Consider the following 25,782-nt stretch of genomic DNA (forward strand, 5'->3'; position numbering starts at 1 on the left):
CAAATATAGATTCGCGGGTTGTTTAGAACTGGAACAATACTTTGAGGCCTATGTGTACAAGGGTTTAGAGGTTGCCACCGCCGCTAGGCGGTTTAGTTCAACCTAGCTTAACAAGCATCTGGATAGAACTATAATATGTTTCCTCAGCTAAAATTAACTGCAATAGCTTTTCATCATAGTGTTCTCTGAGCATAAATGGAATCAACTGGACTTGCTCACTGTTCCACAATGCACCATTCATAGTTTTTGCAAACACATTTTTTTGTAAGAAAACTCTGTTTTCGTTCAGTACTTGCTCTTCATAAAATAAAACTACCATTTGCAATATACTTCTATTGATTCGTGCATCATCACTTAAGAGAGTGTTTTCAATTTCCTTTCGTAATCCGCCATGTTCTGATAAGCAATCGTTTAACATGGCGGCAGATAAAATAATCTTATATTCAGCTAATAAGTCCAGAATGGGGTTCTCTGCAAGTAGTGTTTCAAGTCCAAATTCATTAAAATTTATAGGCTCCACACCCTTTGCTGCTTGATCAGTAACTGGCATCAAACGTGTCAGGTGAGCCAACCTGAACGCCTTGGTATCAATTTCTCCCGTCTCCTTTTTGATTATATTTTGCAGCCAATTATAGATAAACGGAAAGTCAATTTGATTCATTAATGGATTTTGTAAAGGATCTGTTGAAGAGACTGCAACATCTTGTGCTGTCGTTCTTTGGACATAGGGTGTCAAATCACAACCGGATAAAAGTATAACTGTTCTTGCTTCTGGGGCAAGATGATTATTTTTAACCAGACCCAACATCCATTGTTTTGGTTCATCTTGCCTGTACATTAACATTAAACCACAAGGTTCTTGTTTATCATTTACATAAGCAAAATGTAGATGAACAAAATTTTCTTGATACTCCTTTAGGGTTTCATTATCCTTTATTAAAGGGTTAGCCTCGCCCATAAACCAATACAAATTACCAGCAGACATATTTCCACTTAAATAAGAACTTTGCGCTTCGGCACCCCAGGATTTGATAAAATAACTTGCCTGGACATTGGTACCAAGAAATCTGGTCTGGAGCATATCTCCTGTCGTTAGATAGTGCTCAGCACTTGTTCCCAGCATCCACTCCTGATTGCAAGCATGAAATAATTGTGGCGCCTTGCCTTGTAATAAATAAACCATAATCAGGTATCTCTAGCTCTAAATTACAGACATTATAAACAATAATGATGCATAATAGTGATGTTTATTTGCAGATATTTGAATAAATTGTGTTTTTTTAATATTTTATGCCTTTTTTATGGTCGATCTATTGATATTATTGCATCCGTTTATCGAAATAAATAAAATGGGAACTACATTTAAGGCAATAAAACATATAGTCCAGGAAAAAGAGTTTAACTCAAAACAAATAAAACATTAGACGTGGGAATTAGAGTTGGTACATGAAAAAAAGCATGGGGCTCTCTTAATTATAGAAAATAAAGTTTCACCTTAACTTATCATAAACCATACTCTTTTTATTATAAGAGGCTCACCTTGTATAAACTATTAACCTCTTTTCCAAATTATTTAGATATTCTAATAGGAACATATGAAATTTAATATTATCGGTGCAGGAAGACTGGGTAAAAATGTTGCCCTGTCACTTTCAACAGCTCACATTGCCTCATTGCAATCAGTGTATAATCGCACATTCAAAAGTGGCGAGAGGGCATGTCTCCAACTTGGTTCAGGCAATCCAGTAAATAAAATCAGCGATTTGTCTCGTGCAGATATTACCTGGATTACTTGTAATGATGACTCAATTAAATCAACAGTCGCCAATCTGGAGAACCATTCATTATTAAAAGAAGGCAGTCTGGTTTTCCACTGTAGTGGTGTATTAAATTCAACGCTGCTAACACCTCTGAAAAAACGAAAATGCCTGGTTGCGAGTTTCCATCCTATAAAGGCATTTAAGGCAGACTATTTAGATGCAAATGCTTTTAATCTTATCGACTGTGTTGTAGAAGGAGATGAGCAGGCCTGTGCATGGTTGCACCGCACCTTTACCAGTCTGGGGGCCAATATCATCACCCTTAAACCTGAAACTAAAACCGTATACCATGCTGCTGCGTGCATGGCATCAAATTATTTAATTACTCTAGCCTCTTGTAGTGAACACTTATTTCTTCAGTCCGGCATAGACAAAAAGCACGCCCGACACATCATGTGCAAATTAATGCAGGGAAATTTAAATAACATACAAGAGACAAGGTTACTATCCGAGGCGCTCACTGGACCAATAATGCGCGGTGATTATGAAACACTTGCTCTGCATCTGAGGGCAATAAAGGACCCGATTATAGAGCAATTATATAAAGCAGCCGGATTAGCTACTCTTCAACTAACTCAGCTACCAGAAGATCAGAAGCGACTCATGTCTCACTTGCTACAACTTGAATCTGAAAGTTAAATCAGTAACCAAACCCTTACTGCACCAAGCGAATGACGCGAACAAGTCACGACATGTAGATAACAGAGTCCTCCCATCAACACGTGATGTTTCACGGGAAACTTTTCTTTATCACCTTATTGCCTGGTAAGGGAGAATAAGGGCACCAAAACTGAAGCCTCCCAAGTTGCACGGAGACCTCTAATAGAAGTTCCATATTAGCTCGATCCTGCTTCTGTAACCTGCAAATGAGTTACATTCTGCAATCCTCTGGGAAGATGGTTACCTCTTCGTCCCCGCTCACCTTTGTAATGAATAAGATCCCCACCTTTGAGAGTAAAATGCCGCTTTCCTGCATGAACAGTTAGTGAATCTGCAATCGATAAAACCTGTACATCAACTATATATTCCTCTCTAGAGATTGCTTTAGCGGAAGGAATACTAATTAATTTATTCCCTTTTCCACGCGACAATGCCGGTAGCTCGTTAATCGAAAAAATAAGCAAGCGCCCTACGCTGGTAGCGCAAGCAACAAATACTTCATTGTGATTTGGCAAAAGTCTTGGTGGTAATATCCGACTATTTTTGGGTAATTTAATACATGCTTTACCATTACGATTTTTTACATAGAGATCACTTACTTTTGCAATAAACCCATACCCAGCATCACTTGCTAAGAGAACTTTTTGATCAGGCTCTCCCCCAACTATGGCTTCAAATACCATCCCTTCAGCAGGATTTAATTTACCTGTTAATGGTTCACCTTGTCCCCTTGCAGAAGGAAGTACATGTCCGGGCAAAGAATAAACTTTGCCTTCACTATCAAAAAATACAATTTGTTGATTGGAGCGAGCTAAAGTCTGCGCTTTAAATTCATCTCCTGCTTTGTAATTAAGATCCTTTCCATCAACATCATGCCCTTTTCCAGCTCTTATCCAACCATTTTTAGACAGGACAACGGTAATAGGTTCATTAGGGAGAATATCCTCTTCTTTTAACGCCTGAGATTCTTGTCTGACAATAATTGGTGAACGGCGACCATCACCGTACTCATTCCTGTCTTTAATAATCTCTTCTTTAACTAATTTCTTCAAAAGGGTTTCACTGGCTAGAGTAGTTTGTAAGTTATCCCGCTCCGCACTGAGTGCATCCAATTCCCCATGTAATTTTACTTCTTCCAATTTAGCTAAATGACGCAGTTTCATTTCCAGAATAGCTTCTGCTTGTCGTTCACTCAGACTAAAACGAGCAATTAATCCTTGTTTAGGATGATCATGCTCACGAATAATGGCTATTACTTCATCAATATTCAAGTAGGCAATCAGTAATCCCTCAAGAACATGGATACGCTCAAGAACTTTCTCCAACCTGTATTGCAAACGTCTTTTTACCGTAGCCAAACGATAAATCAACCATTCATTAAGAATTTGGACCAATCCTTTGACCCGTGGCTTGCCATCAAGGCCTATCATATTAAAGTTAACGCGGTAACTGCGCTCCAGATCCGTAGTGGCGAATAGATGAGACATCAATCCTTCGGTATCAACACGATTGGATTTAGGAATGATTACCAATCGTGTGGGATGTTCGTGATCGGACTCATCGCGTAAGTCGTCGACCATCGGGATTTTTTTCTGCTGCATTTGCAGAGCAATTTGCTCAATTATCTTTGCGCCCGAGACCTGGTAGGGCAGTTCGGTAATGACGATATTATGTTTTTCTTGTATGTAAACTGCCCTCATTTTAATTGAACCACTTCCTGTTTCATACATGGCAGTAATTGATTCGCTGGGGGTAATTATTTCCGCCTGTGTTGGAAAATCGGGGCCTTGAATATGTTCGCGAATAGCAGTTAAACCCGCCTGAGGGTGATCCAGCAAATGAATACAAGCATTAGCCACCTCAGTTAGATTATGGGGTAAGATATCCGAGGCCATTCCCACTGCAATCCCAGTGGCTCCATTTAATAAAATATTGGGTAGTCGAGCGGGAAGCAAAGAAGGCTCTTGCAAAGTGCCATCAAAGTTATCTACCCAATTCACTGTTCCCTGTAATAACTCACCAAGTAAAACTTCTGCATAGGGAGATAAACGAGCTTCTGTATATCGCATTGCTGCAAATGATTTCGGATCATCGGGCGATCCCCAGTTTCCCTGTCCATCCACAAAGGGATACCGATAGGAAAACGGTTGTGCCATTAAAACCATTGCTTCATAGCAGGCACTATCACCATGCGGGTGAAATTTACCTAATACATCCCCTACAGTTCGTGCTGATTTCTTATATTTAGCTGTAGCTTTTAATCCCAGTTCAGACATGGCGTAAACGATGCGACGTTGGACTGGTTTTAAGCCATCAGCTATATTGGGTAAAGCTCTGTCCAAAATGACATACATTGAGTAATCAAGGTAGGCTTTTTCTGTAAATTCGGTCAGAGGTTTTCTTTCAGTCACTTGGTTCATATTATTTATTGTCATTTAAGTTATTAATCACTATTCAATCATCGTAGTGCAATCATGCTGAGTATTGCAAAGCTATTTTAACAGAATATTCATGATGTTAGAAATGTAAACAGGATGTTAATTGTGCATAACTTTGTCCCTAATTTCAGGCAACTGCAACCGTCTAATGTAACTTGTTGATATATCTATAAATATTTTAATAAAATTTTGTTGTGGATTATTTATTCTGTGGATAACCCTGTGTATGAATCATGAATAAGTAGTGTAACTCTTTGTTAAATACATTAATTTTCTTTTCAAGAATGATAAGGTATCGAACTAGAAAAATATCTTTGTTTCTAAGCAGATATCATTAAATATATATAATTAAAAAGCGTAAGCCTCTTAATTAAAAAGATTTTGAAATGGTCCTTTCTGCATGATGGTGTGAAATCAATTTTCGAGTTTGCTGTATCAGGTCGTCCATTTTTGTAAATAATTTGCAACCATACCCCTTTCTGTTTAATCAATGCCAAAAACGTCCTAAACAGATTTTTTAGTATGAATGTGATGAATCAAGACTTACACAGAAGAAGAAATAAGATAAAGTCGGTAACCATGTCCGACCTTATCTATTTAAAAAACATTACTTGATGATTTTTCTGAATTTTTGAATAGCACGAATCTGGGCAACTGCACGAGCTAATTCCACAGCAGCAACTGAATAATCTATATCGCCATTTTTATTTGCCATTGCAGCTTCAGCTTGTGACTTGGCAGTAAGTGCTGCAGCCTCATCTAAATAATCTGCACGTTCAACAGCATCGGCAAGCACGGTAACACAGTTAGGTTGCACCTCGAGCATGCCGCCCTGTACGTAATAAATTTCCTGCGCGCCACCTGGCAAGGTAAGTCGTACCTCGCCTGGTTTTAATACAGTAAGCAATGGAGCATGACCCGGTGTAATGCCAACCTCACCCAATTCTCCACTAGCAACTACCATCTCTACCAAACCGGAGAAGATTTCATGTTCTGCACTGACAATATCCAGGTGCGTTGTAATCGTCATATCTGCTTGCCTCATAAGGTTTTAGCTTTAGCAACAGCTTCCTCTATGCTTCCGACCATATAAAATGCCTGCTCAGGTAAATCATCATATTCACCAGCGAGAATGCCTTGAAATCCTTTAATAGTGTCCTTAAGAGATACATACTTTCCTGGAGAACCGGTAAACACTTCAGCAACGAAGAACGGCTGCGACAAGAATCTTTGAATTTTGCGTGCACGGGTTACCACTCGTTTGTCCTCTTCGGATAACTCATCCATACCCAAAATTGCAATAATATCTTTTAATTCCTTGTAGCGCTGTAGAGTTTGTTGTACGCGACGAGCAGTATCATAATGCTCCTGGCCAACCACTAATGGATCCAGTTGTCGTGAAGTTGAATCCAAAGGATCCACTGCTGGGTAAATACCAAGCTCTGCAATTTGCCGCGATAGAACTACTGTGGCATCCAAGTGGGCAAAAGTAGTTGCAGGTGATGGGTCAGTCAAGTCATCCGCAGGAACATATACTGCTTGAATCGAGGTAATTGAACCCGTTTTAGTAGAAGTAATCCGCTCCTGTAACATACCCATTTCTTCCGCCAATGTAGGCTGATAACCTACCGCTGATGGCATACGACCCAATAATGCAGAAACCTCAACTCCCGCGAGAGTGTAACGATAAATGTTATCTATAAATAGCAACACATCGCGACCTTCGTCACGGAATTTTTCAGCCATAGTCAAACCGGTTAAAGCAACGCGTAAACGGTTACCTGGAGGCTCATTCATTTGGCCATAAACCAGAGATACTTTATCTAATACGTTAGAATCTTTCATTTCATGATAGAAGTCATTGCCTTCCCGCGTACGCTCACCAACCCCAGCAAACACTGAATAGCCACTATGTTCAATAGCGATGTTTCGAATTAATTCCATCATGTTTACGGTTTTACCAACGCCTGCTCCACCAAACAGACCAACCTTACCACCTTTAGCAAAAGGACAGAGTAAGTCAATTACTTTAATTCCTGTTTCTAATAATTCCTGACTCCCAGCTTGTTCCTCATAACTTGGTGCCTTACGATGAATAGCCCAATGATCTTCAGCATTAATAGGACCAGCATCGTCTATAGGACGACCTAAAACATCCATAATGCGACCTAAGGTTTTTGTACCGACAGGAACCTGGATTGGCTTACCGGTATTTTGAGCTTTAAGCCCACGTTTCAGGCCATCCGTTGTACCCATTGCAATGGTGCGAACCACACCATCTCCTAACTGTTGCTGGACCTCGAAAACCAGATCGCCATCAACAAGTGTTAATGCATCATTAATTTTAGGCACAACATCACGGGGAAACTCTACGTCTACCACTGGACCAATTACTTCTATTACAGTTCCTAAGCTCATTCTATACCCTCTTATAAAGCGGCTGCGCCACCGACAATTTCTGCCAATTCTTGAGTAATTGCAGCTTGTCGGGCTTTGTTATAGGCCAATTGAAATTCTTTAATTAAATCACCCGCATTATCCGTTGCACTTTTCATTGCAATCATTTTAGCTGCCTGCTCGCAAGCAATATTTTCTACAACAGCTTGATAAACTTGTAATTCAATATATCGTTCTAAAATATCATCCAGTAGATCTTTGGCATCAGGTTCGTAAATATAATCCCAATGATGCCCCATAACCTTACTGTCTTCTTCTGATTTCGGTAATGGCAATAATTGTTTTACCACTGGTTTTTGCGTCATAGTGTTAACAAATTCGTTATAGACTATATGTAACGCATCGATAGTACCGCTGTAATAAGCATCTAACATTACTTTTACAAGACCGATAAAATCATTAATACCAGGGGTGTCACCAAGATGATCTATAGATCCGAGGATGTTACCACCAACTCGTTTAAAGAAAGCCTGTCCTTTTCGACCAATTACGGCCACATCGACTTCTTTACCTTGCTCTTTAGAGTTCCGCATGGTGCGAATCGTTTCCCGAAGTAAATTCGCGTTTAAACCACCGCATAATCCTCGATCTGTGGTGACTACAATAACACCGACACGTTTTATTTCACGCACATCCATAAATGGATGTCGGTATTCTGAGTTCGCACGAGCAATATGTTTTACTACATCATATATTTTATTGGCATAAGGTTTGGATGCTCGCATTCTTTCCTGCGTTTTACGCATTTTACTTGCCGCCACCATTTCCATCGCACGTGTAATTTTTCGAGTTTTGTTAATGCTCGAAATTTTCGTACGGATTTCTTTTGCTCCAGCCATATATCACTTCGCCTTTATTGATTTATAGGTCATTACTTTTATGGCAATGACCTTATAATTTACCAACTAGCCGTACGTTTAAAATCCTCAACAGCTGCTTTCAGTTTTGCTTCAATTGCGTCATCATACCCACCAGCTTCATTTATGGAGTGTAACAATGCTGCATGTGAGCTGCGCATGTAGTCATGCAGTGATGCTTCAAATGAACTTATTTCGTTCACAGGAACATCATCCAAATATCCTTTTTCAACGACAAATAACGACACACCCATTTCTGCAACAGAAAATGGTGAATACTGTTTTTGCTTCATTAGCTCGGTAATTCGTTGACCACGTTCCAGTTGCTTACGTGTTGCATCATCCAAATCTGAGGCAAACTGAGAGAACGCCTCCAACTCACGGAATTGAGCAAGAGCCAAGCGTGTACCGCCACCTAGTTTTTTCATGATTTTTGTTTGTGCTGCACCACCAACCCGTGAAACGGACAAACCAGAGTTAATAGCCGGTCTTACTCCTGAGTTGAATAAATCCACATCCAGGAAAATCTGGCCGTCGGTAATGGAAATTACGTTTGTTGGCACGAATGCGGAAACGTCACCGGCTTGCGTTTCGATAATCGGTAGTGCAGTTAGGGATCCTGTTTTACCTTTTACTTCGCCGTTAGTTAGTTTTTCAACTTCTTCAGCATTAATTCGAGCGGCTCTTTCCAGTAATCGTGAATGTAAATAAAAAATATCTCCAGGATATGCCTCGCGGCCTGGAGGTCTGCGGAGTAACAGAGAAATTTGACGATAAGCCCAAGCTTGTTTAGTCAAGTCATCATAGACGATCAAAGCATCTTCGCCACGTTCCATGAAGTACTCACCCATCGTGCAGCCAGAATAAGGTGCAATAAACTGTAGTGCGGCAGAATCAGAAGCACCAGCAACAACAACGATTGTATGCTCCAAAGCGCCGTGCTCTTCTAGTTTGCGTACTATAGAAGCCACTGAGGATGCCTTCTGGCCTATAGCCACGTACACGCATTTAACCCCAGTGCCTTTTTGATTGATAATCGCATCAATTGCGATTGCTGTTTTACCTGTTTGCCGGTCGCCAATAATAAGCTCACGCTGCCCACGGCCAACAGGAATCATTGCATCGATTGCTTTCAATCCTGTCTGTACTGGTTGATCCACTGATTTACGTGAAATTACGCCAGGAGCAACCTTTTCGATGGGAGACATTCTGTCAGACTCAATAGGTCCTTTTCCATCAATAGGGTTACCTAAAGCATCAACAACACGTCCTAAAAGGCCTTTACCTACTGGAACTTCAAGAATGCGGCCGGTACATTTACCTTTTTGGCCTTCAGCCAATGATGAAGAATCACCGAGAATTACAGCACCGACTGAATCTCTTTCCAGGTTAAGTGCCAGACCATAAACACCACCAGGGAACTCAATCATTTCACCTGCCATTGCATCAGCAAGGCCATGTAAACGAACAATCCCGTCTTTTAAACTAACTACTGTCCCTTCATTACGTGCTTCTGAGACCACATTGAATTGATCTATTTTCTTTCTGATTAATTCGCTGATTTCAGAAGGATTTAACGCTACTTGTTCTGACATGAAAACTATCCTCTAAATTAAGCGGCCAAGCCGGTGCCAAGTTTATTGAGCTTGCCCCGAACTGAGCCATCGATAACTAAATCACCTGCTCGGATTACTGCTCCGCCAAGCAAGGAGGGATCAATACTTATTTTTAACGACACTTTACGTTTGATGCGCTTACTTAATGAATCTATCATTTGCTGCTGTTGCGTGGCGGTTAGGGTAGAATAACTGACTACATCGACATCTAATGTCTTTTCTTGCTCTGCTCTATGAGCTTCGTAGAGTCCTTTAATTTCTGGCAACAACATCAGTCTTTTATTAGTAGCTAACAAGGAAATCAAATGATGTAATGACTTGCTCTCTTTTACTTTAGAGCCACATATTGATTGTAAAAGGTCAATTTGCTGTTCCATTTTTGCTGCAGGATTGGTAATAAATTCACATGCTTTAGGATCCAGGATTGCTTGAGCAAGAATAAGCAAATACTCAGACCATTCAGCTAATTTATTTTCCGCTAGTGCATGTTCAAAAATAGCCTTTGCATAAGGTCTGGCTATGGTGGTGCTATCAGACATTTTAAATCTCTTCTATCAAGTTATCTAGCAGTGCGCTGTTCGCTTTAGCATCCACTTCACGCATTAGTATTTTTTCAGCGCCGGAGATAGCTAATTTGGCAACTTGCTTTCGAAGCGCTTCTTTGGCGTGGTTTACTTGCTGCGCTAACTGCTCCTGAGCGAGTTTTGCCTGAATCTGGGCTTCTCGTTTAGCTGCCTCTTTAGCTTCTTCAATGATTTGTGACGCGCGTTTATTCGCTTTATCAATAATATCAGCGGATTGGGCTTTTGCTTGTCTTAACTCATCTTTAACACGATGTTGTGCTAATTCCAGTTCCTTTCGACCACGCTCGGCAGCTGATAAGCCATCAGCGATTTTTTCTTGTCTTTCTTCTAATGCCTTGGCTAATGGAGGCCAAACCAGTTTCATAGTAAACAGAACAAATGCGGCAAAAACCAGCATTTGTACTACTAATGTTAAATTAATATCCAAAGTAATTTCTCCTGTAACAATTAGGGCGCAGCGGCGCCCTGTTTATGTGTTATCAAGAACCCAGGTTGCTAAGGAATGGGTTAGCAAAAGTAAAGAACAATGCTATACCAACACCAATCATAGTTACCGCGTCTAATAAACCGGCAACGATGAACATTTTAACTTGTAGCATAGGAACCATTTCAGGCTGACGAGCTGAGCCTTCAAGGAATTTGCCACCAAGCAAACCAAATCCTATTGCTGTGCCCAATGCACCTAATCCTATTAATAACGCAACCGCAATAACGGTCATACTTTGAACTTGTGCTATTAAACCAGCAGCTTGCATATTTATCCCCTTTACAATGGATGATGAAAATTAAATCGGTTAGTGTTCTTCGTGTGCCAGACTGAGATATACAATAGTCAGCACCATGAAAATAAATGCTTGCAATGTTATCACTAAAATATGAAAAATTGACCAGGCAAGTGCCAGAATAAACTGAGCTGATCCAAGAGTCACAGTGCTCATTAGTGATGTCGATGTAGCATTTAAGGTGAGTAAGGCTATCAAAATAAAAATTAATTCGCCAGCATATAAGTTTCCAAATAACCGTAATGCCAATGATATGGGCTTGGCGATCAAGCCAACCAGTTCAAGGAGCAGGTTAAAGGGGATAAAAGCGTAATGATTAAAAGGCTGAAGCGTCAGTTCTTTTAAAAAAGTTTTCGGACCTTTGATTTTAAGACTGTAAAAAATTATTAATAAAAATACGGATATGGACAGGCCAAATGTTAAATTTAAATCGTTTGTTGGAACAACTTTAAGATAATGAACCCCACCTAGTTGAGCGGCCATTGGTAGCACATCTACAGGCAGAATATCCATAAAATTCATTAAGAATACCCACATAAATATAGTGAGTGCCAAAGGGCCAATTAAATTATTTTTTCCGTGAAAACAGTCTTTTACCTGATTGTCGGCAAATTGCAACATGAGCTCAGCAAAGTTCTGCATCTTGCCGGGAACACCCGTTGTCACTTTTCTAGCGCCATAATACATTGCGAGCAGAGCGATGGCGCCTAAAATTATAGAGAAGAATATTGTGTCAAGGTTCAAGGTCCAAAAACCACCAGATGAACCCATTTTCATCTCACTAACGTTATAGGTGAGATACGTTAGATGATGTTTGATATAGTTTGTACTAGATACCATTTCAGTCACTTTCAGGCCTATTCAGTTTATTGACAATAATCCATGGAGCAAACCAATGCGTCATGAGTACTAAAATATACGATGCAAAAAACGCAAGCGGTGTAATCCTGCATAATACAAATACTGCAGTGAAAAGGAATATTGACAAAATTATCTTGAATGCCTCGCCCTTATAAAAACTACTAACTATTTGTTTTGCGGCTCGTGCACCCTGATATTTAAATACTTTGCTGGCAAAATATGCATTAGGAATGATACACACCATGCCGCCAAGTAATGCTGAAGTTGCTGCATTTACACTATAAATCATTGCGCATAGAGCTGCGATGATTAAAGTAATGACAATTTGTATCAGCCATAATCGAATGATACCACGCCTGTTCAGCTGTTTGTTCACATATTCACCTACTTTCACCGCGCGAATTATAAATCAATCGATTGGAATAATCAACGCCGTTATTCAATTCTCAAGCTATAATATAAATGTAGGGCTTATTTTAATCCAAAAGATGAATAAGCAGCTGTAATTACATCTCGCCAAAGGAATCAATATGTCTGAAAAAACTCAACATACGGCAGCTAGTCTGCGAGAAAAAATGCTCCATCGGTATAGTGATGGGTTGGACCACAAACACAACAAGAATCACCTCTCATATCGGCAACACTGTAAATCCCACCCCTGCAATCAAAACCGCGATAAAGACGAAGAATCCATGTTAAATGAGTCTACGGGGCTATTAAGAGAATTTAAATTACGAAAAATTCGTAAACGACTGGATAAAGGTAGAATCCATTGATACAGTATATGTTATCCTCCCAGGTTAGCCACTTCCTGGATTGGACGCGCAGCTGATGGCCTGATTTTGTTCAGGCCATATTTATTTCGATCTTGTTACGGTTGGTACGTGAAATACCTCAGTATCTTAACAACGTGCTCTACACCTCTGGTAAAACGGGCTATTTTAATTACCTTTTCAGCTTCATCTCGTTTCACATCACCCATTAAATAGACAATTCGATCGGAGGTGACTATCTTAAATGCATCCGGATCTATGGTAGAGTCTGCCAATATTTGACTGCGAATTTTAGTAGTTATCCAAACATCCTGTATCTTGTTTGATGCAATTGAATTAACTGTTATTTCGTTAAATAACCGCCGATACCCATTGACGGAACGTAGGCGGCGTGACAATTCATCAAGCAGTTCGACCGAAGGCACATGACCGGCAAGTAATATATCACCATTAAAAACCGCAATATCAATGGCACAATTCTTGTTATTAAAGGTTCTATCCACCGCTAAAACATTGTTTACTTCTACAAGCAGGTGATAATCGTCTAATTTTTTATACGTATCATGCCGGTCATAAATCACAGAGGCACCAGTCCATATGGTTCCAATACAACCTGACAAACCACAGGCCATAATTATAGCAGGTACTATATAACGTCCTTGTTTTGACATTTTAGCGAATGTACTGGAAGATTTTAACGACTTTAGTCACCCCATTAACACGCCTTGCCACATCAACCGATAATGTTGCCTGTTCTGAAGAAACAATACCCATTAAATACACTACCCCATTTTCGGTTACTACGCGTATGGAACCGGACTCAAGTCCTTTTTTAGTTAACATATTGCTTCTTACCTGACTGGTTATCCAACTGTCCTTAGTGCGTTGAGTCATGGGTAGGGGGTTGGCGACCGTGATTTCATCATAAACTCTTTTCACCCCAGGAGCACTTTGTGCTTTTTTTTCTGCTAGCACCCGCAAGGAAGCAGTTGGCGTTTGACCAACTAGAAGTACCACCCGATTAAAACTGGTAACCAAAATACGTGAGTCTCGAAATTGGTGATCGGTTACTATGGATGTATGAGCCACATGAAATATTCTTGCGTCCGCTTCCAAAGTGGCAACGCTGCGCCGATCATAGACCATTCCTGCCGCAGCTCCTGCAACAACAGCTACAACACAACTGGTTAATACCGTACTGAATAAAACAACTGCTATCAATTTTAATTTAGAATGAACGTTCATTTTATTATCCCAAAACTTGACCAAACAAGGACTGATCAATTAAATCACAAAAACAATGTAATATGAACAAGTGCAACTCTCTTATTCGAGCGGCACTGTCTGAGGCAACGCGCAACTCTATATCCTCTGGTCCCAAATGATTTGCGAGCACACCACCATCACGTCCGCTCAATGCAATAGTGTCCATACCTCGTTCATTTGCCGCATGCAATGCATACAACATGCTATCTGAGTTGCCTGAAGTAGTTAACAGAAGTAACACGTCCTGTTCATGGCCCAGGGCTTGAATTTGTCGCGCAAAAACTTGACCATAATGATTTTCATTCGCAAAAGAGCCTAAGCTTGTGGCATCAGTACTTAAATTAAAAACAGGTAATGAAGGCCTTTCTACCTCAAAATGATTTAGCATGGAGCTGGCAAAATGCATGCAATTGGCCCCAGACCCCCCATTGCCACAAATCAGTATTTTACCATCGCCAAGCAGACAATTAACCAACCGTTGTCCTGCTTTGGCAATTGAGTCTGACAGCGCATCAGCGACAGCAATTTTTGTTTCAATGTTAACCCCAAAAAGATAGCGTACTCTTTCTTCCATCTGAACCATGTCATGAACCTTATTGTTTATACACTTCGTTAAAATAAGCTAATCTTAGCATTGTAAGTAGGCTCGACCCAACACTGTGGCCTTCAAGAGCCCCTTTTTGAGTTAAGAGCCAACCTTTAGTTTTTTCAATTAATGGCAGCAACTATCTGGGTCAACCCCTCAATAGTCTGCGCCAAAAGCATCTTTTATCCAGGTAATTACTCCCGACGCCCCATCAATACTAACCACGTCAAAACGAAGAGGACATTTATCCTGCATTTTATTTTTCATAATATAGTGCGAAGTAGTTTTTATTATTTTTTGTCTTTTCGCATAAGTAATACTTGCCATTCCACCACCGAAGCTCATGCTCGTACGTGAACGAACCTCTATAAAAACCAAATACTCTTTATCGCGCATAATTAAATCAATTTCACCTAAACGACAAGTATAATTCCGCATCACCAATTTTAGTCCTTTATCAACTAGATAGTTTAAAGCCTTTTCTTCGGCAACACGTCCTGTTTGCTGAGTTATCAATTTCCGCTTCCCTCTGGATGTTTAACTTATAAATGTTTTGAGCTAATATCTGGAAAACGGCTCTAGGCCGTTTCACCCAGGGAATGTGCTAACCCCTGTCTAAATTGCCCCCACTCCAACACTCGAGCTACCTGCTGTGAGGGTTTTAAAAATAAGATACCGTTTGTATCCCTGGAGCCATCCGCTGGAAACAATATTAATTGATTCAACTGAGTTGCTAATGCATGACTATCCATGCCTAAAGCATAGAGTCTGTTATAACTATTGAGCTGTTCTGGCCAGTTTCTTGTTCCCATCTGATGGGCAAAAACCCATGGAATATCACAAAATATAACTCCATTCAAATCTTTATCCTTTAAGGCGTTAGCACTTCCCCCATATACACTGGAGGTCGCATATACCGGCACATCTCCAGCATAATAATATTTTAATAAAGGCATGATTTGTCTGGCTTTAGAGGGGTAGGCCAGTAAAAATATCATATCAAAATCTTGCCTGCGACTCGTTGACGATTGTAAATTTTGACCTAATAACTGTTTTAAATGTTTTTCTCGGGCCTGACTTTCAGTGATATGCAAAAAGTCCCGCATTCTTTTATTCAAATCGTCGTTGGGCCCATATGAAAAACTATCAGCTATTTGACCACCATTCTTTTGCCATTGATGAGTAAATACTTTGGTTACCTCATTACCCCAATCATTTTCAGGAGCAATGATCAACGCTCTTGCGTAGCCCTTGCTTCTTGCTCTTATAGCAACCTGAATGGCTTCATTAGCTGGTGAAAGACCAAATGAATAGGAGTTTTCCTGTGCAATTACATCAGAATCGTTTAACAATAAAGTAGGAACGGGGTGATTTAGAGCAGCAATCACTGCAACCTGGCTTTTAGTTAAAGGACCGACTACGTAGTCCGCTCCTTCTGCTAGGGCTTGTTGATAGGTATTGGAGACATCTCCCTTATTTGTATCATACATTTTTACCTGAGTGTCTGAACTCGACTTACTTGTGGCATTAGCCGCCATAAAGCCCTCTCGTATTGCATTACCGGGGCCAGACAAAGGGCCACTAAATGGCAATAAAAGCGCCACCTGTTTTGGCTGAGTCAACATTTTATCAGCAATACTATCCAGCGGGTCAGGTAAAATATTATTCGCAGAATGACCACTATACTGTGATTGCCATTGATCCAAAGCAACCAGCAGGGTTTTAGAGTTATTGCGATATTTTCGCGAAATAATGGCCAATTGTAACCAGCCTTGTAATTCAGATTTATTGGTAGCTTCCTCAGCCATAGTGGTAAGTTCAGCATCTGGTAAATTAATCAAAGTGAGCCACAAAGTGCGCCTGTTATTAATCTGACTTTCATTATTAATAAGCAAAGACTCCAATTTTATTCGTTCAGTCACTGATTCAGCAAATTTACCAGTAGCCCGGTATGCTTGGGCTAGCAATTCATGAAACTGTATTTACTGATAGCCTGAAAGGGTGTCAATCTCATGAATACTTGCCAATTTAGCTAAAGCCACTTTCGGTCTGTCACGCATTACATCAGTTTTTGCCAGTAATAAACTCTTTTCATCAGTTTGGACAGGCGTTAGATCACGGGTCTGTGCTAATATAGCAGAGCCTTGTTGCCATTTTCCTTCAGAGATTAAACGACCAGCGGCTAGTAGTAACAGACTTTGCTTTTGATTACCCTCTTGCTTTTCAGCCATAGCTAAGTAGGAAGCGGTAGGCAAAGAATAAGGGCTTAGTGGGTTTTTCTTGTTAACCACCACCGGTTTTGGTGGGTGAACCACCTTAATACATTGGCAAAGCATCAGGGTCGATGCAACTAAAAATAATACGCGGATTTTATATAATTTTATATACATGTTAATACGCCAAATACGCTATAACGCAAGAGGATAAACCATGACAAACTCACTAGCAACAGGCATAGGAACTCTCTACATAGTTGCAACTCCGATAGGGAATCGTGATGATATTACTCTAAGAGCCTTAAGTATCTTAAAGTCGGTAGATTTAATACTTGCGGAAGATACCCGTCATTCCATCCAGTTATTAATTTCTTTAGGAATAAAAAATAATTTAAGCTCGCTTCATGCCCATAATGAAAGTGACAAAAGTAAAAGCGTCATAGGACAACTCTTAGCTGGAAAATCAATAGCCTTAATCAGCGATGCGGGAACCCCATTAATCAGCGATCCGGGCTTTCCCTTAGTAAAGCTTGCTCGTGAACATGAAATTCCCGTGGTACCAATCCCAGGCCCCTGTGCTTTAATTACTGCACTTAGCGCCGCAGGAGTACCTTGTGATTCATTTTTATTTTTAGGTTTTCTACCCGCAAAACAAAATGCTCGAAAAAATAAGCTAGGTGCTCTAAGATCGGAACCACATACCTTGATTTTTTATGAATCTACCCATCGCATTCTGGAATGTCTTGATGATCTAAGCGATACCTATGGGCAAAGTTGTGAAGTTGTTTTAGCCAAAGAGCTGACCAAAACTTTTGAACGCTTTATTTCTGGAACGGTGCTTGCTATAAAAAACTGGTTATTAGCAGACTCAGGCCATATCAAGGGCGAGTTTGTTTTAATTATTCCACCTCGCCCCGTTGCAGAGGACAAAAACTCAAATGAAGAATTACTTGCTGTGTTGCTAAAAGAATTGCCTCTGAAACAGGCCGTCACTATAGCCTGCAAACTAACTAAAAAAAACAAAAATGAACTGTATGAAGCGGCACTAAAACTAAGAGAGTCGTAATATAATTTAGTGAAGGATTTTCATTTTATGTTTAATTTTGTCATAGAAATTTATTTTTATTTTTTATACACTGTTCATAATTTATTCTTGGCTCGGGAAGTTACAATGAAACATCGTTTGAAGGCAATTAGTTTTGTTTGCTTCTCGTTCTTTCTATCCCCCTTAAATGCTGATCACATAAAAAAAGTGACCGTGGCTGATCCAATTAGTGGAAGCCGATTTGTAGAGTATGAGGAAATAGATGGCTATGCGATTACAGAAGGGGATATAATTCTGGGTAAAATAACCGATTTAAATCAACACGGTGCAGTTATTACCCCGATGCTTGGAGGATCGCGCTGGGCAGGAGGGATAGTACCATATGAAGTTGCAGAAGATTTACCTTTCAGAAGTAAATTAGCCATTTACCAGGCTATAGAACATTGGCAAAAACGCAGCAAAATAGAATTCGTTGCGTTAACTACAAAAAACCGTCTTGAATACCATGATTTTCTTTCGTTTCTTCGTGCAGAAGGTACCATATGTGCTTCTTTTGTCGGACGCCAGGGGGGTAAACAAATTATTGAGTTATCACCCCGCTGTACCACCATGAATACAGTACATGAAATTGGCCATGCTTTAGGTATGTGGCACGAGCAATCAAGAGCTGACAGAGATTACTATATCCGTATTGCCTGGGAAAATATTGAAGAGGAACATCAATATAATTTTAACCAACATTTAACCGATGGTAAAGATTATGGTGATTACGATTATCAATCCATTATGCATTACGGCCCCTATGCCTTTTCTAAAAATGGAAATCCTACTATAACGCCATTGGTTGACGGAATAGAAATAGGTCAAAGAAACCAATTAAGTGAAAAAGATATAGAAGCTATTAATTCCATGTACACGGAAAGATAGCCTGATGTCCAACCAGGAAGGAGTAGCAGGTTTTTAAGTCTGGAAAGTTGCGTTAGCTTGTAAGAGGTGAGATTCATCACTCTCTTCTTGAGGGCCGGTTAAAGCAAGTTGCTTTACAACCTTACTTTCAGAGTGTTGATCATAGGCATGGTAAAGTTCATAACCTGCATACATCACGGTTAAAACAATCGCGGCTGGCCAACAGATTGCAAACGTTGTAATCATTATCAAAGGCATTACAGTATTTTTGACCATTGTAAAAATAAAATCATTTCGCGCTGCCTCATATTCTTTCAGAGCCACAGAAAGATTTTTTCCAGACTGCTGAGACTGCTCCAAGTACAGGTTTTTTTCCTGGTATTTAGAATAGGAATCAGCAGAGAGATACATAGCAACAGCAATAATACAGGCAAAATAACAACCAGCTATCATAACCGCTGGGCCTAGCAGCATTGAGGCTGTAAACCCCATCACCAGTAAAGCGGCGGCTGCAGCAACAAAATAAAATGTTGCTTCCTTAGTCAGCCAATCCATTTTCAAGGCGAGAAGCTGTTGGTCGAGCATTTCAATGTGCATCTGTCTTTGCTCAGGAGTCAGTTTTCTAAAACGATCCGGATTAGAGTATTCATCCTTTTCTGCTATATATTGGGCTTTTTTAGTTAAATATTCCTGTTTAGCCAGATTGCATTTGTACAAAATCATACAGACGTCAAAAACTAAAAAAGCCGAAGTAAGATAGCCTGCCACAGGACCAGAAATATGGACAACCTGGTTAAAATTGGTTAAAAAATTTACTGTAGCCCACACCAAGTCATTGGCAAAATTACAATGCCTTTTATAAATTTCATATTTAAACCGATCCCAAGGAGTAGTACTCTCCGGGACATGACCTGTTTCTTCTGTAATGATTGTTCTTACTTCCTCAGCAAACAATCGAATGGACTGTTCCTTATTTAATTTATCTAATAAAGTTCTTTGTAATTTATTTTTATTTTTTATTTTCAGTTTCTCCGCACTTCCGCTTTGAGGAATATAGTAAAGCTCAATTTCGGTACCGTATTCATTGGGGACCATGATGTAAGTATTTCTATAAGACTCTAGAGTGGCAGCGCCTGGAAGATCATCTAATTGAATTACTTCGCAACTATTCTCTGCTCCTTTTTCTTGCTCTGTAGGAAAAAAGGTGTGCCTTAGAAGCAAACCACCATCTATCATAAAACGAATCAGGAAAAATCCAACACTAAGATAGTTAATATAATAATTGGGAGCCTGAAGAACACCCGTTATTTTTTCAATGTCGGTATGAGCACCCAGCACAGTATCTAACATCTCAATAAGGTCTTTTGCGACAGATAACCCCTGGACTATGGTCAGACGGCAAAATACCCAATAGATACGACATAGATTGGAGTAAGCAACGTAATCTCTTATTTTAGATAGATGAAAAGGTGAGTTGACCAGATTACGAAAACCCTGAAGAAAAGAGTTCTCCAGCGATTGGATAAAGCTTTCTTCAGCTTCATTAGTTATTTTATCGTGATTCAAACGCTCTTTAATTTGTTGTCTAATCAATCTGTATTTCTCAGCATTGCCATGCTGAGAATAGGCCTTATAAAATGCTTCCAAAAGCGAAGCACAATAGTAACAGTAAAGCCAAAAAATATCTTTTTTCTCGTCATCTTGCTGTTGCAAAAAAACAAACATATTAGTGAATTCAGTTTCAAGTGCATTCTGATTGCGTAGCAAATAAGTGTAGCCAATATTTTGGGTTCGTGTGTTGATGGCTTTAAGCTGGTTATCAAGTTTTTCAGCTGAGGAAAATTGAACAAAAAACCGATGTTTTTCCCTACCAACAGCAGCATTTTGACTTGAATAAACCATAATCACAACTCACAAAAAATATACAGGAGGTTTCACTTCTAATACGTTACCACCTGAGTTTGCATTTGACAAGCCTTCTTGTTTTGTTTTTTTACACATTGATTTAAGAGGTACAGCAGATTTTGGCTTATGCAGTTAAGGTCTGTCTCGTTTTTTATAAGAAGAAAAAAGACAACATCGCCGAATCGTTGAAGATTTTTATGATTGTTTCTTAGGCCATTGATCTGCGTCTTACAAATCATCAAAAAATTAAAGAGACAAAGTACAATCTTTCTTCTATGACCTCAGACTCAAGCCATGTTATTAAAGGACCTACCAAAGCCTATTTGCCAATGCAAAAACTGGAAAAAATTTTGCCTAATAAATCATCAGAAGTAAATTCACCCGTTATTTCACATAAAACCTGATGTGCCAACCGTAAATCTTCTGCTAACAATTCACCTGCACGATGATCTGCTAGTTGTATTTGTCCAGTGAGCAATAATTGTTTTGCCTCATCTAATGCATTGAGATGACGTCGCCGAGCTAGAAAGTGGCCCTCATTAGGTTGATAACCTACTACTTGTTTAATAATTTTTTTAAGGCCATCAACTCCTTCCCCTGATTTAGCTGAAAGATATACAGACAGTTCATCTATTTGAGGGGGATAACCTAAAGTATCAATTTTATTGAACACGCTAATAATAGGAATTTCTTTTGGCAAGACCGAGCGTAGTTCATCTGTTATAAATGGGTGTTCCTCCGGTGCATTCACATCCACTACGAGTAACACACAATCGGCTTGCTTTAATTCGTGCCAAGCTCGTTTTATGCCCTCTTTCTCTATCAGGTCATCACTATCTCGAAGTCCTGCAGTATCAATGATATGAATGGGAATTTCGTCAATTAAAATATGTTCACGCATAATATCTCGGGTAGTACCTGCAACTTCTGTTACTATAGCCACATCCTTACCGGCCAAACAGTTAATCAAAGTTGATTTTCCAGCGTTTGGTCTTCCTGCAATAACTAAAGACAGTCCTTCGCGTAAAATTACTCCTTGATTCGCCTCACCACGAATTGTGTCCAGTTTATCCAAAATAGACTTCAGTAAATGAGCAACTTTGCCATCATTTAAGAAGTCTATTTCTTCTTCAGGGAAATCAATTGCCGCTTCGACATATAAGCGCAAATATATCAGCTCTTCATTTAACTGATTAATTTTTTTCGAAAACTCTCCTTGCAGGGTTTTAAATGCCATGCGAGCTGCAGTTTGGGAGCTGGCCTGAATTAAATCTGCTATGGCCTCGGCTTGAGTCAAATCTATTTTGTCATTGAGAAATGCTCGTTCAGAGAATTCACCGGGCCTTGCTAATCGAGCACCTAATGCAACAGATTCTTTAGTCAGTAAATCAAGAACAACTGGGGAGCCATGCGCTTGAATTTCAATAACATCTTCACCAGTAAAAGAATTTGGCGCTTTAAAATAGAGCATTAACCCCTGATCTACCAACTCTTTATCAGATGTAAAAAAAGAACAATAAGTGGCAAGTCGGGGTTGAAGAGTTTTATTTCCATTCAGCTGGAGAGCAATCAAATAAGATTTGGGGCCTGATAATCGGATGATGCCTACTCCACCTTTTCCTGGTGGAGTAGCTATGGCCACTATGGTATCGATTGACATTTATTTTGCAGTAACGGTTATTTTCTTAGTTGGTTTTTCATCCGAATATTTTCGGGTGATATACCATTGCTGCAATATAGACAAGGTATTATTCACTATCCAATATAACACCAGACCTGATGGAAAATTCCAAAATAATCCAGTAAATAATATAGGTAAAAACATCATCACTTTTGCCTGCATTGGATCGGGTGGTGCAGGATTTAATTTTTGTTGAATGAGCATGGTCGCACCCATAATAAGAGGGAGCACATGGTAGGGATCTGGAGATGCCAAGTCCTTAATCCAGAATATAAAAGGAGCTTGTCTTAATTCAACACTTTCTAACAATACCCAATATAAAGCAATAAACACTGGAATTTGAATCACAATGGGCAAGCAGCCGCCTAATGGATTAACTTTTTCCTGTTTGTAAAGCTCCATGGTTGCCTGACTTATCTTGGCCTTATCGTCACCATAACGCTCTCGCAAGGCTTGCAATTTAGGTTGCAGCTTGCGCATACCAGCCATAGATTTATAGCTTGTTGCTGATAATCGATAAAAAGCGAGCTTGATCAATACGGTAACTAAAACAATTGACCAACCCCAGTTACCAACAAAACCGTAAATAGCTTTCATTAATGAAAATAATAATGAAGAGACAAACCATAAAATTCCATAATCAACTGTTAAATCTAAAGAAGGAGCTATTTCTTTCAGCACACTGGTTATTTCCGGACCCATATACAGTCTGGAACCTATTTCTTTTTGCTCAGCAGGTTTAATAGAAATGGGCTGGCTTACTGCACCAATAGTATAGTCCCCATTAATAGCACGAGTATAAAATTTATTATCACTGGTAGAGCTGGGAATCCATGCACTTAAAAAATAGTGTTGTTGCATGGCAACCCAGCCCCCCTTTGCATCAACGTCCAGATTAGTTTTGCTCATATCACTGAAACTTACTTTTTGATACCGGTGTTTACCGGGATTTGAAAACGAGGCACCAGTATATGAACCAACATGAAATATAGAAGACTTATCTTCTTTAGGAGAGCTACGTAACAACTGGGTATTTAAATAGCCTTTCCATTCTTGGGAGCTGTTATTAACAATTTTATAATTTACATCGATTAAATAACTGCCTTTAGTAAAGATAAATTCTTTTTTAACAGCTAATCCATCCTTATTTTCACCATCTAGCGTTACAACCAGTTGATTTTGCTCCGGATTTAACTGGTACTCTTGCTGTTTCGTGGTAAATCCAAAATCAAGAGACTGAATCGATTGTCCAGAAGATACAAAAATACTGCTATTAGCGACATAACGTTCACTAGGCTGGTTTTGTAAAAGCGGGAAAGGCGTGTTTTTATCTTCAACACTCAAAGGATAATCGAGCAATAAACCGGAAACAACATCACCTTGCTTTAAATCTATACTCATGTCCAAAACATCAGTTTTAACCTTAACTAATCGAGAAGGAGTATTTGGAGTGAGTACAGATTGATCTGCGGAGGGGGTTAAATCTGTTTGTTTTGTATCAACAGGAGTGACTTGAGGTAACAAATGACCATCAATGTTAACTGAATTGCTTATTTCTTCTTTTACAGGTGGTTTAACTGGATAATCAATTTGCCAGGCATTCCAAAGTGATAAACCAATAAGCGCAAGCGCCATATATAATATAATACGTCTTATATCCATCAAAGCTTCTCATCGTTAGGGAGTACGGGATCATAACCACCACGCGACCACGGATGGCAACGTAATAATCTTTTAAAGGCCATCCATATCCCTTTGACTACGCCATGTTGCTTAATAGCACTAATTGCATACTGTGAACAACTCGGGTAAAAGCGACAGCATGGTTTAATCAAAGGGCTAATCAAATATCGATACATTTTTATGGGCATGCATACTATTTGTTGTATTACGATGTTAATTTTTTCCATGTTTCGCTCAACCTGGTATTGATACTTGAACTCGTTTGCTTTGCAACACCTTGCCTGGCCAAAAAAATCATATCTACAGCTGGTAATCGCGATTGGCGAAAACTTTCTCTTAGCAGTCGTTTAATCCGGTTTCTGTCATGGGCTTTAGCTATCATTTTCTTCGATAACGCCAGCCCGATACGGGCATAACCAAAATTATTTTCTCGGTAAAGAATAATGAACTCTCTGGTTATAATTTTTTTTGCTTGCTCAAACACATGGTCATAATCGATTTTATTCAATAAGCGTTGTGTTTTTTTAAACTCAAACACTTAAGCTGATAAACGCTTACGGCCTTTAGCGCGACGACGTTTAATTACCAATCTGCCGGATCGAGTAGCCATACGTTCACGAAAACCATGATCGCGTTTGCGTTTAAGATTACTTGGTTGAAAGGTGCGTTTCATGATGAACCTGTTTATAAATTTATGAGGTTGGCAATGATAGATAACTTTTGTGACACTGTCAATTTACAAAGTTGATTATTTTTTGATTAATTGGGTTGTCATAGATTTTGCTAATAACTATTAAGTTATTAAGTTATTTAACTTATGTTTATTATTAGCTTCGAAATATCTGTTGATAACCATTATTATTTATTATATATCAGCAAGTTACCATTTTTTTATATTGTATAGAACTCTTGTATCTTTATTCATTAGATTGTGTGTAAGTGTCCCCCTTTTTTTTATCTACATTTTATACACTTTATATATAGGGTATTAAACATCCTCTTATCCACACCTTTCCCGATAAAAAGTTTATTTTTTTTATTTTGGTTAATGAACGCTTTTTTTCTTAGAGATAATTTTTTGATTATTGCACTGGACGTAATAATATATAAAATATATATATTTAAACCTTATATTTATTATTAGGTAAGCTAAACCCTGTTAGTAATCTTTTTTTTGCTATAAATTTCAATCGATTGACTGATTTTTTACTGTGTTCATAAGTACAGATTTACCCTGTGACTTATTTGTTTATATTTTTTCATTTAGAGTATGCACCATGGTTATATCCAACTTATCCTCTGTCTGATTGCAGCTTTATCCATAACTAACTTTACTCATTATGCATCTATTGGAGTCATTATTTGAATTTTCTTTAGTTTATCCTTGAAATATAGTTCGGAATATTCTGGTTTTTTTGTGTGGATAACTTTGCCTTTTATTCCAGGCTGAGTATAATCGACCAAATTAGTACATTAATTAATAACACTCTTTTTTATTTTATAAGTTTTATATCAATTTTTTGATCCTTAAATTTATTCTTTTTAATTATCTTGCCGTGTAGGTGCTTTCAGTGGCAATATTTATAGCCGTGGATAATTAGTTTTAACATTCTTTTTACCACCCTTATTTAGTGAGGAGTTATGTT

The 25,782-nt window shown here is 39.0% G+C and carries 25 protein-coding genes and 1 pseudogene; 4 read left to right on the forward strand and 22 right to left on the reverse strand.

The window, feature by feature from the left end:
- Positions 1 to 97: 97 nt before the first annotated feature.
- The gene (locus HRS36_RS17490; RefSeq protein ID WP_173238371.1) at positions 98 to 1,183 is read right to left on the reverse strand and encodes a hypothetical protein; all 1,086 of its coding nucleotides are present in this window, start codon (positions 1,181 to 1,183) and stop codon (positions 98 to 100) included.
- Positions 1,184 to 1,595: 412 nt separating this feature from the next.
- On the opposite strand from HRS36_RS17490, the gene HRS36_RS17495 reads away from it, so the two are divergent.
- Positions 1,596 to 2,459, forward strand: a complete 864-nt coding sequence (locus tag HRS36_RS17495) for a Rossmann-like and DUF2520 domain-containing protein (protein WP_173238372.1) — start codon at positions 1,596 to 1,598, stop codon at positions 2,457 to 2,459.
- Between the two features lie 197 nt (positions 2,460 to 2,656).
- Here HRS36_RS17495 and parC read toward each other — a convergent pair whose 3' ends face one another.
- The 10 genes from parC to HRS36_RS17545 all read right to left on the reverse strand — a co-directional run bounded on the left by parC (position 2,657) and on the right by HRS36_RS17545 (position 12,451).
- Entirely contained in the window at positions 2,657 to 4,900 is a 2,244-nt protein-coding gene (gene parC / locus HRS36_RS17500; protein WP_173238586.1) for a DNA topoisomerase IV subunit A, read from the reverse strand.
- A gap of 625 nt (positions 4,901 to 5,525) precedes the next feature.
- Positions 5,526 to 5,948 carry a F0F1 ATP synthase subunit epsilon gene (locus tag HRS36_RS17505; protein ID WP_173238373.1) on the reverse strand — a complete coding sequence of 141 codons (423 nt, stop codon included), beginning with the start codon at positions 5,946 to 5,948 and terminating at the stop codon, positions 5,526 to 5,528.
- A gap of 11 nt (positions 5,949 to 5,959) precedes the next feature.
- Positions 5,960 to 7,336: a F0F1 ATP synthase subunit beta gene (gene atpD, locus HRS36_RS17510; protein ID WP_173238374.1), complete on the reverse strand. Its 1,377-nt coding sequence runs from the start codon at positions 7,334 to 7,336 to the stop codon at positions 5,960 to 5,962.
- Positions 7,337 to 7,347: 11 nt separating this feature from the next.
- A complete protein-coding gene (gene atpG / locus HRS36_RS17515) occupies positions 7,348 to 8,214 on the reverse strand; it encodes a F0F1 ATP synthase subunit gamma (protein ID WP_173238375.1) in 867 nt (288 codons plus the stop codon).
- Between the two features lie 59 nt (positions 8,215 to 8,273).
- Positions 8,274 to 9,827 (reverse strand): F0F1 ATP synthase subunit alpha, encoded by a 1,554-nt coding sequence (atpA, locus tag HRS36_RS17520; RefSeq protein ID WP_173238376.1) that lies wholly within the window; start codon positions 9,825 to 9,827, stop codon positions 8,274 to 8,276.
- Positions 9,828 to 9,844: 17 nt separating this feature from the next.
- Positions 9,845 to 10,387 carry a F0F1 ATP synthase subunit delta gene (locus HRS36_RS17525; protein WP_173238377.1) on the reverse strand — a complete coding sequence of 181 codons (543 nt, stop codon included), beginning with the start codon at positions 10,385 to 10,387 and terminating at the stop codon, positions 9,845 to 9,847.
- 1 nt (position 10,388) lies between these two features.
- Entirely contained in the window at positions 10,389 to 10,859 is a 471-nt protein-coding gene (locus HRS36_RS17530) for a F0F1 ATP synthase subunit B (protein WP_173238378.1), read from the reverse strand.
- A 52-nt stretch (positions 10,860 to 10,911) separates the two neighbouring features.
- Positions 10,912 to 11,187, reverse strand: a complete 276-nt coding sequence (atpE, locus tag HRS36_RS17535) for a F0F1 ATP synthase subunit C (RefSeq protein ID WP_045097282.1) — start codon at positions 11,185 to 11,187, stop codon at positions 10,912 to 10,914.
- Positions 11,188 to 11,226: 39 nt separating this feature from the next.
- Positions 11,227 to 12,054, reverse strand: a complete 828-nt coding sequence (gene atpB / locus HRS36_RS17540) for a F0F1 ATP synthase subunit A (RefSeq protein ID WP_173238379.1) — start codon at positions 12,052 to 12,054, stop codon at positions 11,227 to 11,229.
- Position 12,055: 1 nt separating this feature from the next.
- Entirely contained in the window at positions 12,056 to 12,451 is a 396-nt protein-coding gene (locus HRS36_RS17545) for a F0F1 ATP synthase subunit I (protein WP_173238380.1), read from the reverse strand.
- Positions 12,452 to 12,605: 154 nt separating this feature from the next.
- Between HRS36_RS17545 and HRS36_RS17550 the strand changes: the two genes are divergently transcribed.
- Positions 12,606 to 12,851 carry a hypothetical protein gene (locus tag HRS36_RS17550; RefSeq protein WP_173238381.1) on the forward strand — a complete coding sequence of 82 codons (246 nt, stop codon included), beginning with the start codon at positions 12,606 to 12,608 and terminating at the stop codon, positions 12,849 to 12,851.
- Positions 12,852 to 12,946: 95 nt separating this feature from the next.
- Here HRS36_RS17550 and HRS36_RS17555 read toward each other — a convergent pair whose 3' ends face one another.
- The 5 genes and pseudogenes from HRS36_RS17555 to HRS36_RS17575 form a co-directional block, all read right to left on the reverse strand.
- Positions 12,947 to 13,519, reverse strand: coding sequence for a BON domain-containing protein (locus HRS36_RS17555; RefSeq protein ID WP_173238382.1), 573 nt, complete (start codon positions 13,517 to 13,519; stop codon positions 12,947 to 12,949).
- Position 13,520: 1 nt separating this feature from the next.
- A complete protein-coding gene (locus HRS36_RS17560) occupies positions 13,521 to 14,093 on the reverse strand; it encodes a BON domain-containing protein (RefSeq protein WP_173238383.1) in 573 nt (190 codons plus the stop codon).
- Between the two features lie 4 nt (positions 14,094 to 14,097).
- Complete coding sequence (locus tag HRS36_RS17565; protein ID WP_173238384.1) at positions 14,098 to 14,697, reverse strand: D-sedoheptulose-7-phosphate isomerase; 600 nt, start codon at positions 14,695 to 14,697, stop codon at positions 14,098 to 14,100.
- Positions 14,698 to 14,856: 159 nt separating this feature from the next.
- On the reverse strand, positions 14,857 to 15,213 hold the full coding sequence (locus HRS36_RS17570) for a YraN family protein (RefSeq protein WP_173238587.1): 357 nt from the start codon (positions 15,211 to 15,213) through the stop codon (positions 14,857 to 14,859).
- 65 nt (positions 15,214 to 15,278) lie between these two features.
- Positions 15,279 to 17,090 (reverse strand): annotated as a pseudogene (locus HRS36_RS17575) (penicillin-binding protein activator).
- 40 nt (positions 17,091 to 17,130) lie between these two features.
- On the opposite strand from HRS36_RS17575, the gene rsmI reads away from it, so the two are divergent.
- Both rsmI and legP read left to right on the forward strand, forming a co-directional pair.
- A complete protein-coding gene (gene rsmI / locus HRS36_RS17580) occupies positions 17,131 to 17,982 on the forward strand; it encodes a 16S rRNA (cytidine(1402)-2'-O)-methyltransferase (protein ID WP_173238385.1) in 852 nt (283 codons plus the stop codon).
- 27 nt (positions 17,983 to 18,009) lie between these two features.
- Entirely contained in the window at positions 18,010 to 18,888 is an 879-nt protein-coding gene (gene legP, locus HRS36_RS17585) for a Dot/Icm T4SS effector Zinc-dependent metalloprotease LegP (protein ID WP_275940996.1), read from the forward strand.
- A gap of 33 nt (positions 18,889 to 18,921) precedes the next feature.
- On the opposite strand, the gene HRS36_RS17590 is transcribed toward legP, so the two are convergent.
- The 6 genes from HRS36_RS17590 to rpmH form a co-directional block, all read right to left on the reverse strand.
- The gene (locus HRS36_RS17590; RefSeq protein WP_173238386.1) at positions 18,922 to 20,769 is read right to left on the reverse strand and encodes a hypothetical protein; all 1,848 of its coding nucleotides are present in this window, start codon (positions 20,767 to 20,769) and stop codon (positions 18,922 to 18,924) included.
- A gap of 322 nt (positions 20,770 to 21,091) precedes the next feature.
- Complete coding sequence (gene mnmE, locus HRS36_RS17595) at positions 21,092 to 22,432, reverse strand: tRNA uridine-5-carboxymethylaminomethyl(34) synthesis GTPase MnmE (protein ID WP_173238387.1); 1,341 nt, start codon at positions 22,430 to 22,432, stop codon at positions 21,092 to 21,094.
- Positions 22,433 to 24,115 carry a membrane protein insertase YidC gene (gene yidC / locus HRS36_RS17600; RefSeq protein ID WP_173238589.1) on the reverse strand — a complete coding sequence of 561 codons (1,683 nt, stop codon included), beginning with the start codon at positions 24,113 to 24,115 and terminating at the stop codon, positions 22,433 to 22,435.
- A complete protein-coding gene (gene yidD / locus HRS36_RS17605) occupies positions 24,115 to 24,363 on the reverse strand; it encodes a membrane protein insertion efficiency factor YidD (RefSeq protein ID WP_173238388.1) in 249 nt (82 codons plus the stop codon). Before yidD ends, yidC begins: the two co-directional genes overlap by 1 nt.
- Positions 24,342 to 24,674 carry a ribonuclease P protein component gene (gene rnpA, locus HRS36_RS17610; RefSeq protein WP_173238389.1) on the reverse strand — a complete coding sequence of 111 codons (333 nt, stop codon included), beginning with the start codon at positions 24,672 to 24,674 and terminating at the stop codon, positions 24,342 to 24,344. Before rnpA ends, yidD begins: the two co-directional genes overlap by 22 nt.
- Positions 24,675 to 24,809: a 50S ribosomal protein L34 gene (gene rpmH, locus HRS36_RS17615; protein ID WP_173238390.1), complete on the reverse strand. Its 135-nt coding sequence runs from the start codon at positions 24,807 to 24,809 to the stop codon at positions 24,675 to 24,677.
- Between the last annotated feature and the right edge of the window lie 973 nt (positions 24,810 to 25,782).

Origin of the sequence: Legionella antarctica (assembly GCF_011764505.1) — a bacterium.
Classification (GTDB): Bacteria; Pseudomonadota; Gammaproteobacteria; order Legionellales; family Legionellaceae; genus Legionella; species Legionella antarctica.

Bases quoted from the DNA above. Each gene is read 5' to 3' on its own strand.
- HRS36_RS17490 (WP_173238371.1), bottom strand. From the start codon at position 1,183: ATGGTTTATTTATTACAAGGCAAGGCGCCACAATTATTTCATGCTTGC.
- HRS36_RS17495 (WP_173238372.1), top strand. From the start codon at position 1,596: ATGAAATTTAATATTATCGGTGCAGGAAGACTGGGTAAAAATGTTGCC.
- parC (WP_173238586.1), bottom strand. From the start codon at position 4,900: ATGAACCAAGTGACTGAAAGAAAACCTCTGACCGAATTTACAGAAAAA.
- HRS36_RS17505 (WP_173238373.1), bottom strand. From the start codon at position 5,948: ATGACGATTACAACGCACCTGGATATTGTCAGTGCAGAACATGAAATC.
- atpD (WP_173238374.1), bottom strand. From the start codon at position 7,336: ATGAGCTTAGGAACTGTAATAGAAGTAATTGGTCCAGTGGTAGACGTA.
- atpG (WP_173238375.1), bottom strand. From the start codon at position 8,214: ATGGCTGGAGCAAAAGAAATCCGTACGAAAATTTCGAGCATTAACAAA.
- atpA (WP_173238376.1), bottom strand. From the start codon at position 9,827: ATGTCAGAACAAGTAGCGTTAAATCCTTCTGAAATCAGCGAATTAATC.
- HRS36_RS17525 (WP_173238377.1), bottom strand. From the start codon at position 10,387: ATGTCTGATAGCACCACCATAGCCAGACCTTATGCAAAGGCTATTTTT.
- atpE (WP_045097282.1), bottom strand. From the start codon at position 11,187: ATGCAAGCTGCTGGTTTAATAGCACAAGTTCAAAGTATGACCGTTATT.
- atpB (WP_173238379.1), bottom strand. From the start codon at position 12,054: ATGGTATCTAGTACAAACTATATCAAACATCATCTAACGTATCTCACC.
- HRS36_RS17550 (WP_173238381.1), top strand. From the start codon at position 12,606: ATGTCTGAAAAAACTCAACATACGGCAGCTAGTCTGCGAGAAAAAATG.
- HRS36_RS17555 (WP_173238382.1), bottom strand. From the start codon at position 13,519: ATGTCAAAACAAGGACGTTATATAGTACCTGCTATAATTATGGCCTGT.
- HRS36_RS17560 (WP_173238383.1), bottom strand. From the start codon at position 14,093: ATGAACGTTCATTCTAAATTAAAATTGATAGCAGTTGTTTTATTCAGT.
- HRS36_RS17565 (WP_173238384.1), bottom strand. From the start codon at position 14,697: ATGGTTCAGATGGAAGAAAGAGTACGCTATCTTTTTGGGGTTAACATT.
- rsmI (WP_173238385.1), top strand. From the start codon at position 17,131: ATGACAAACTCACTAGCAACAGGCATAGGAACTCTCTACATAGTTGCA.
- legP (WP_275940996.1), top strand. From the start codon at position 18,010: ATGTTTAATTTTGTCATAGAAATTTATTTTTATTTTTTATACACTGTT.
- HRS36_RS17590 (WP_173238386.1), bottom strand. From the start codon at position 20,769: ATGGTTTATTCAAGTCAAAATGCTGCTGTTGGTAGGGAAAAACATCGG.
- mnmE (WP_173238387.1), bottom strand. From the start codon at position 22,432: ATGTCAATCGATACCATAGTGGCCATAGCTACTCCACCAGGAAAAGGT.
- yidC (WP_173238589.1), bottom strand. From the start codon at position 24,115: ATGGATATAAGACGTATTATATTATATATGGCGCTTGCGCTTATTGGT.
- yidD (WP_173238388.1), bottom strand. From the start codon at position 24,363: ATGGAAAAAATTAACATCGTAATACAACAAATAGTATGCATGCCCATA.
- rpmH (WP_173238390.1), bottom strand. From the start codon at position 24,809: ATGAAACGCACCTTTCAACCAAGTAATCTTAAACGCAAACGCGATCAT.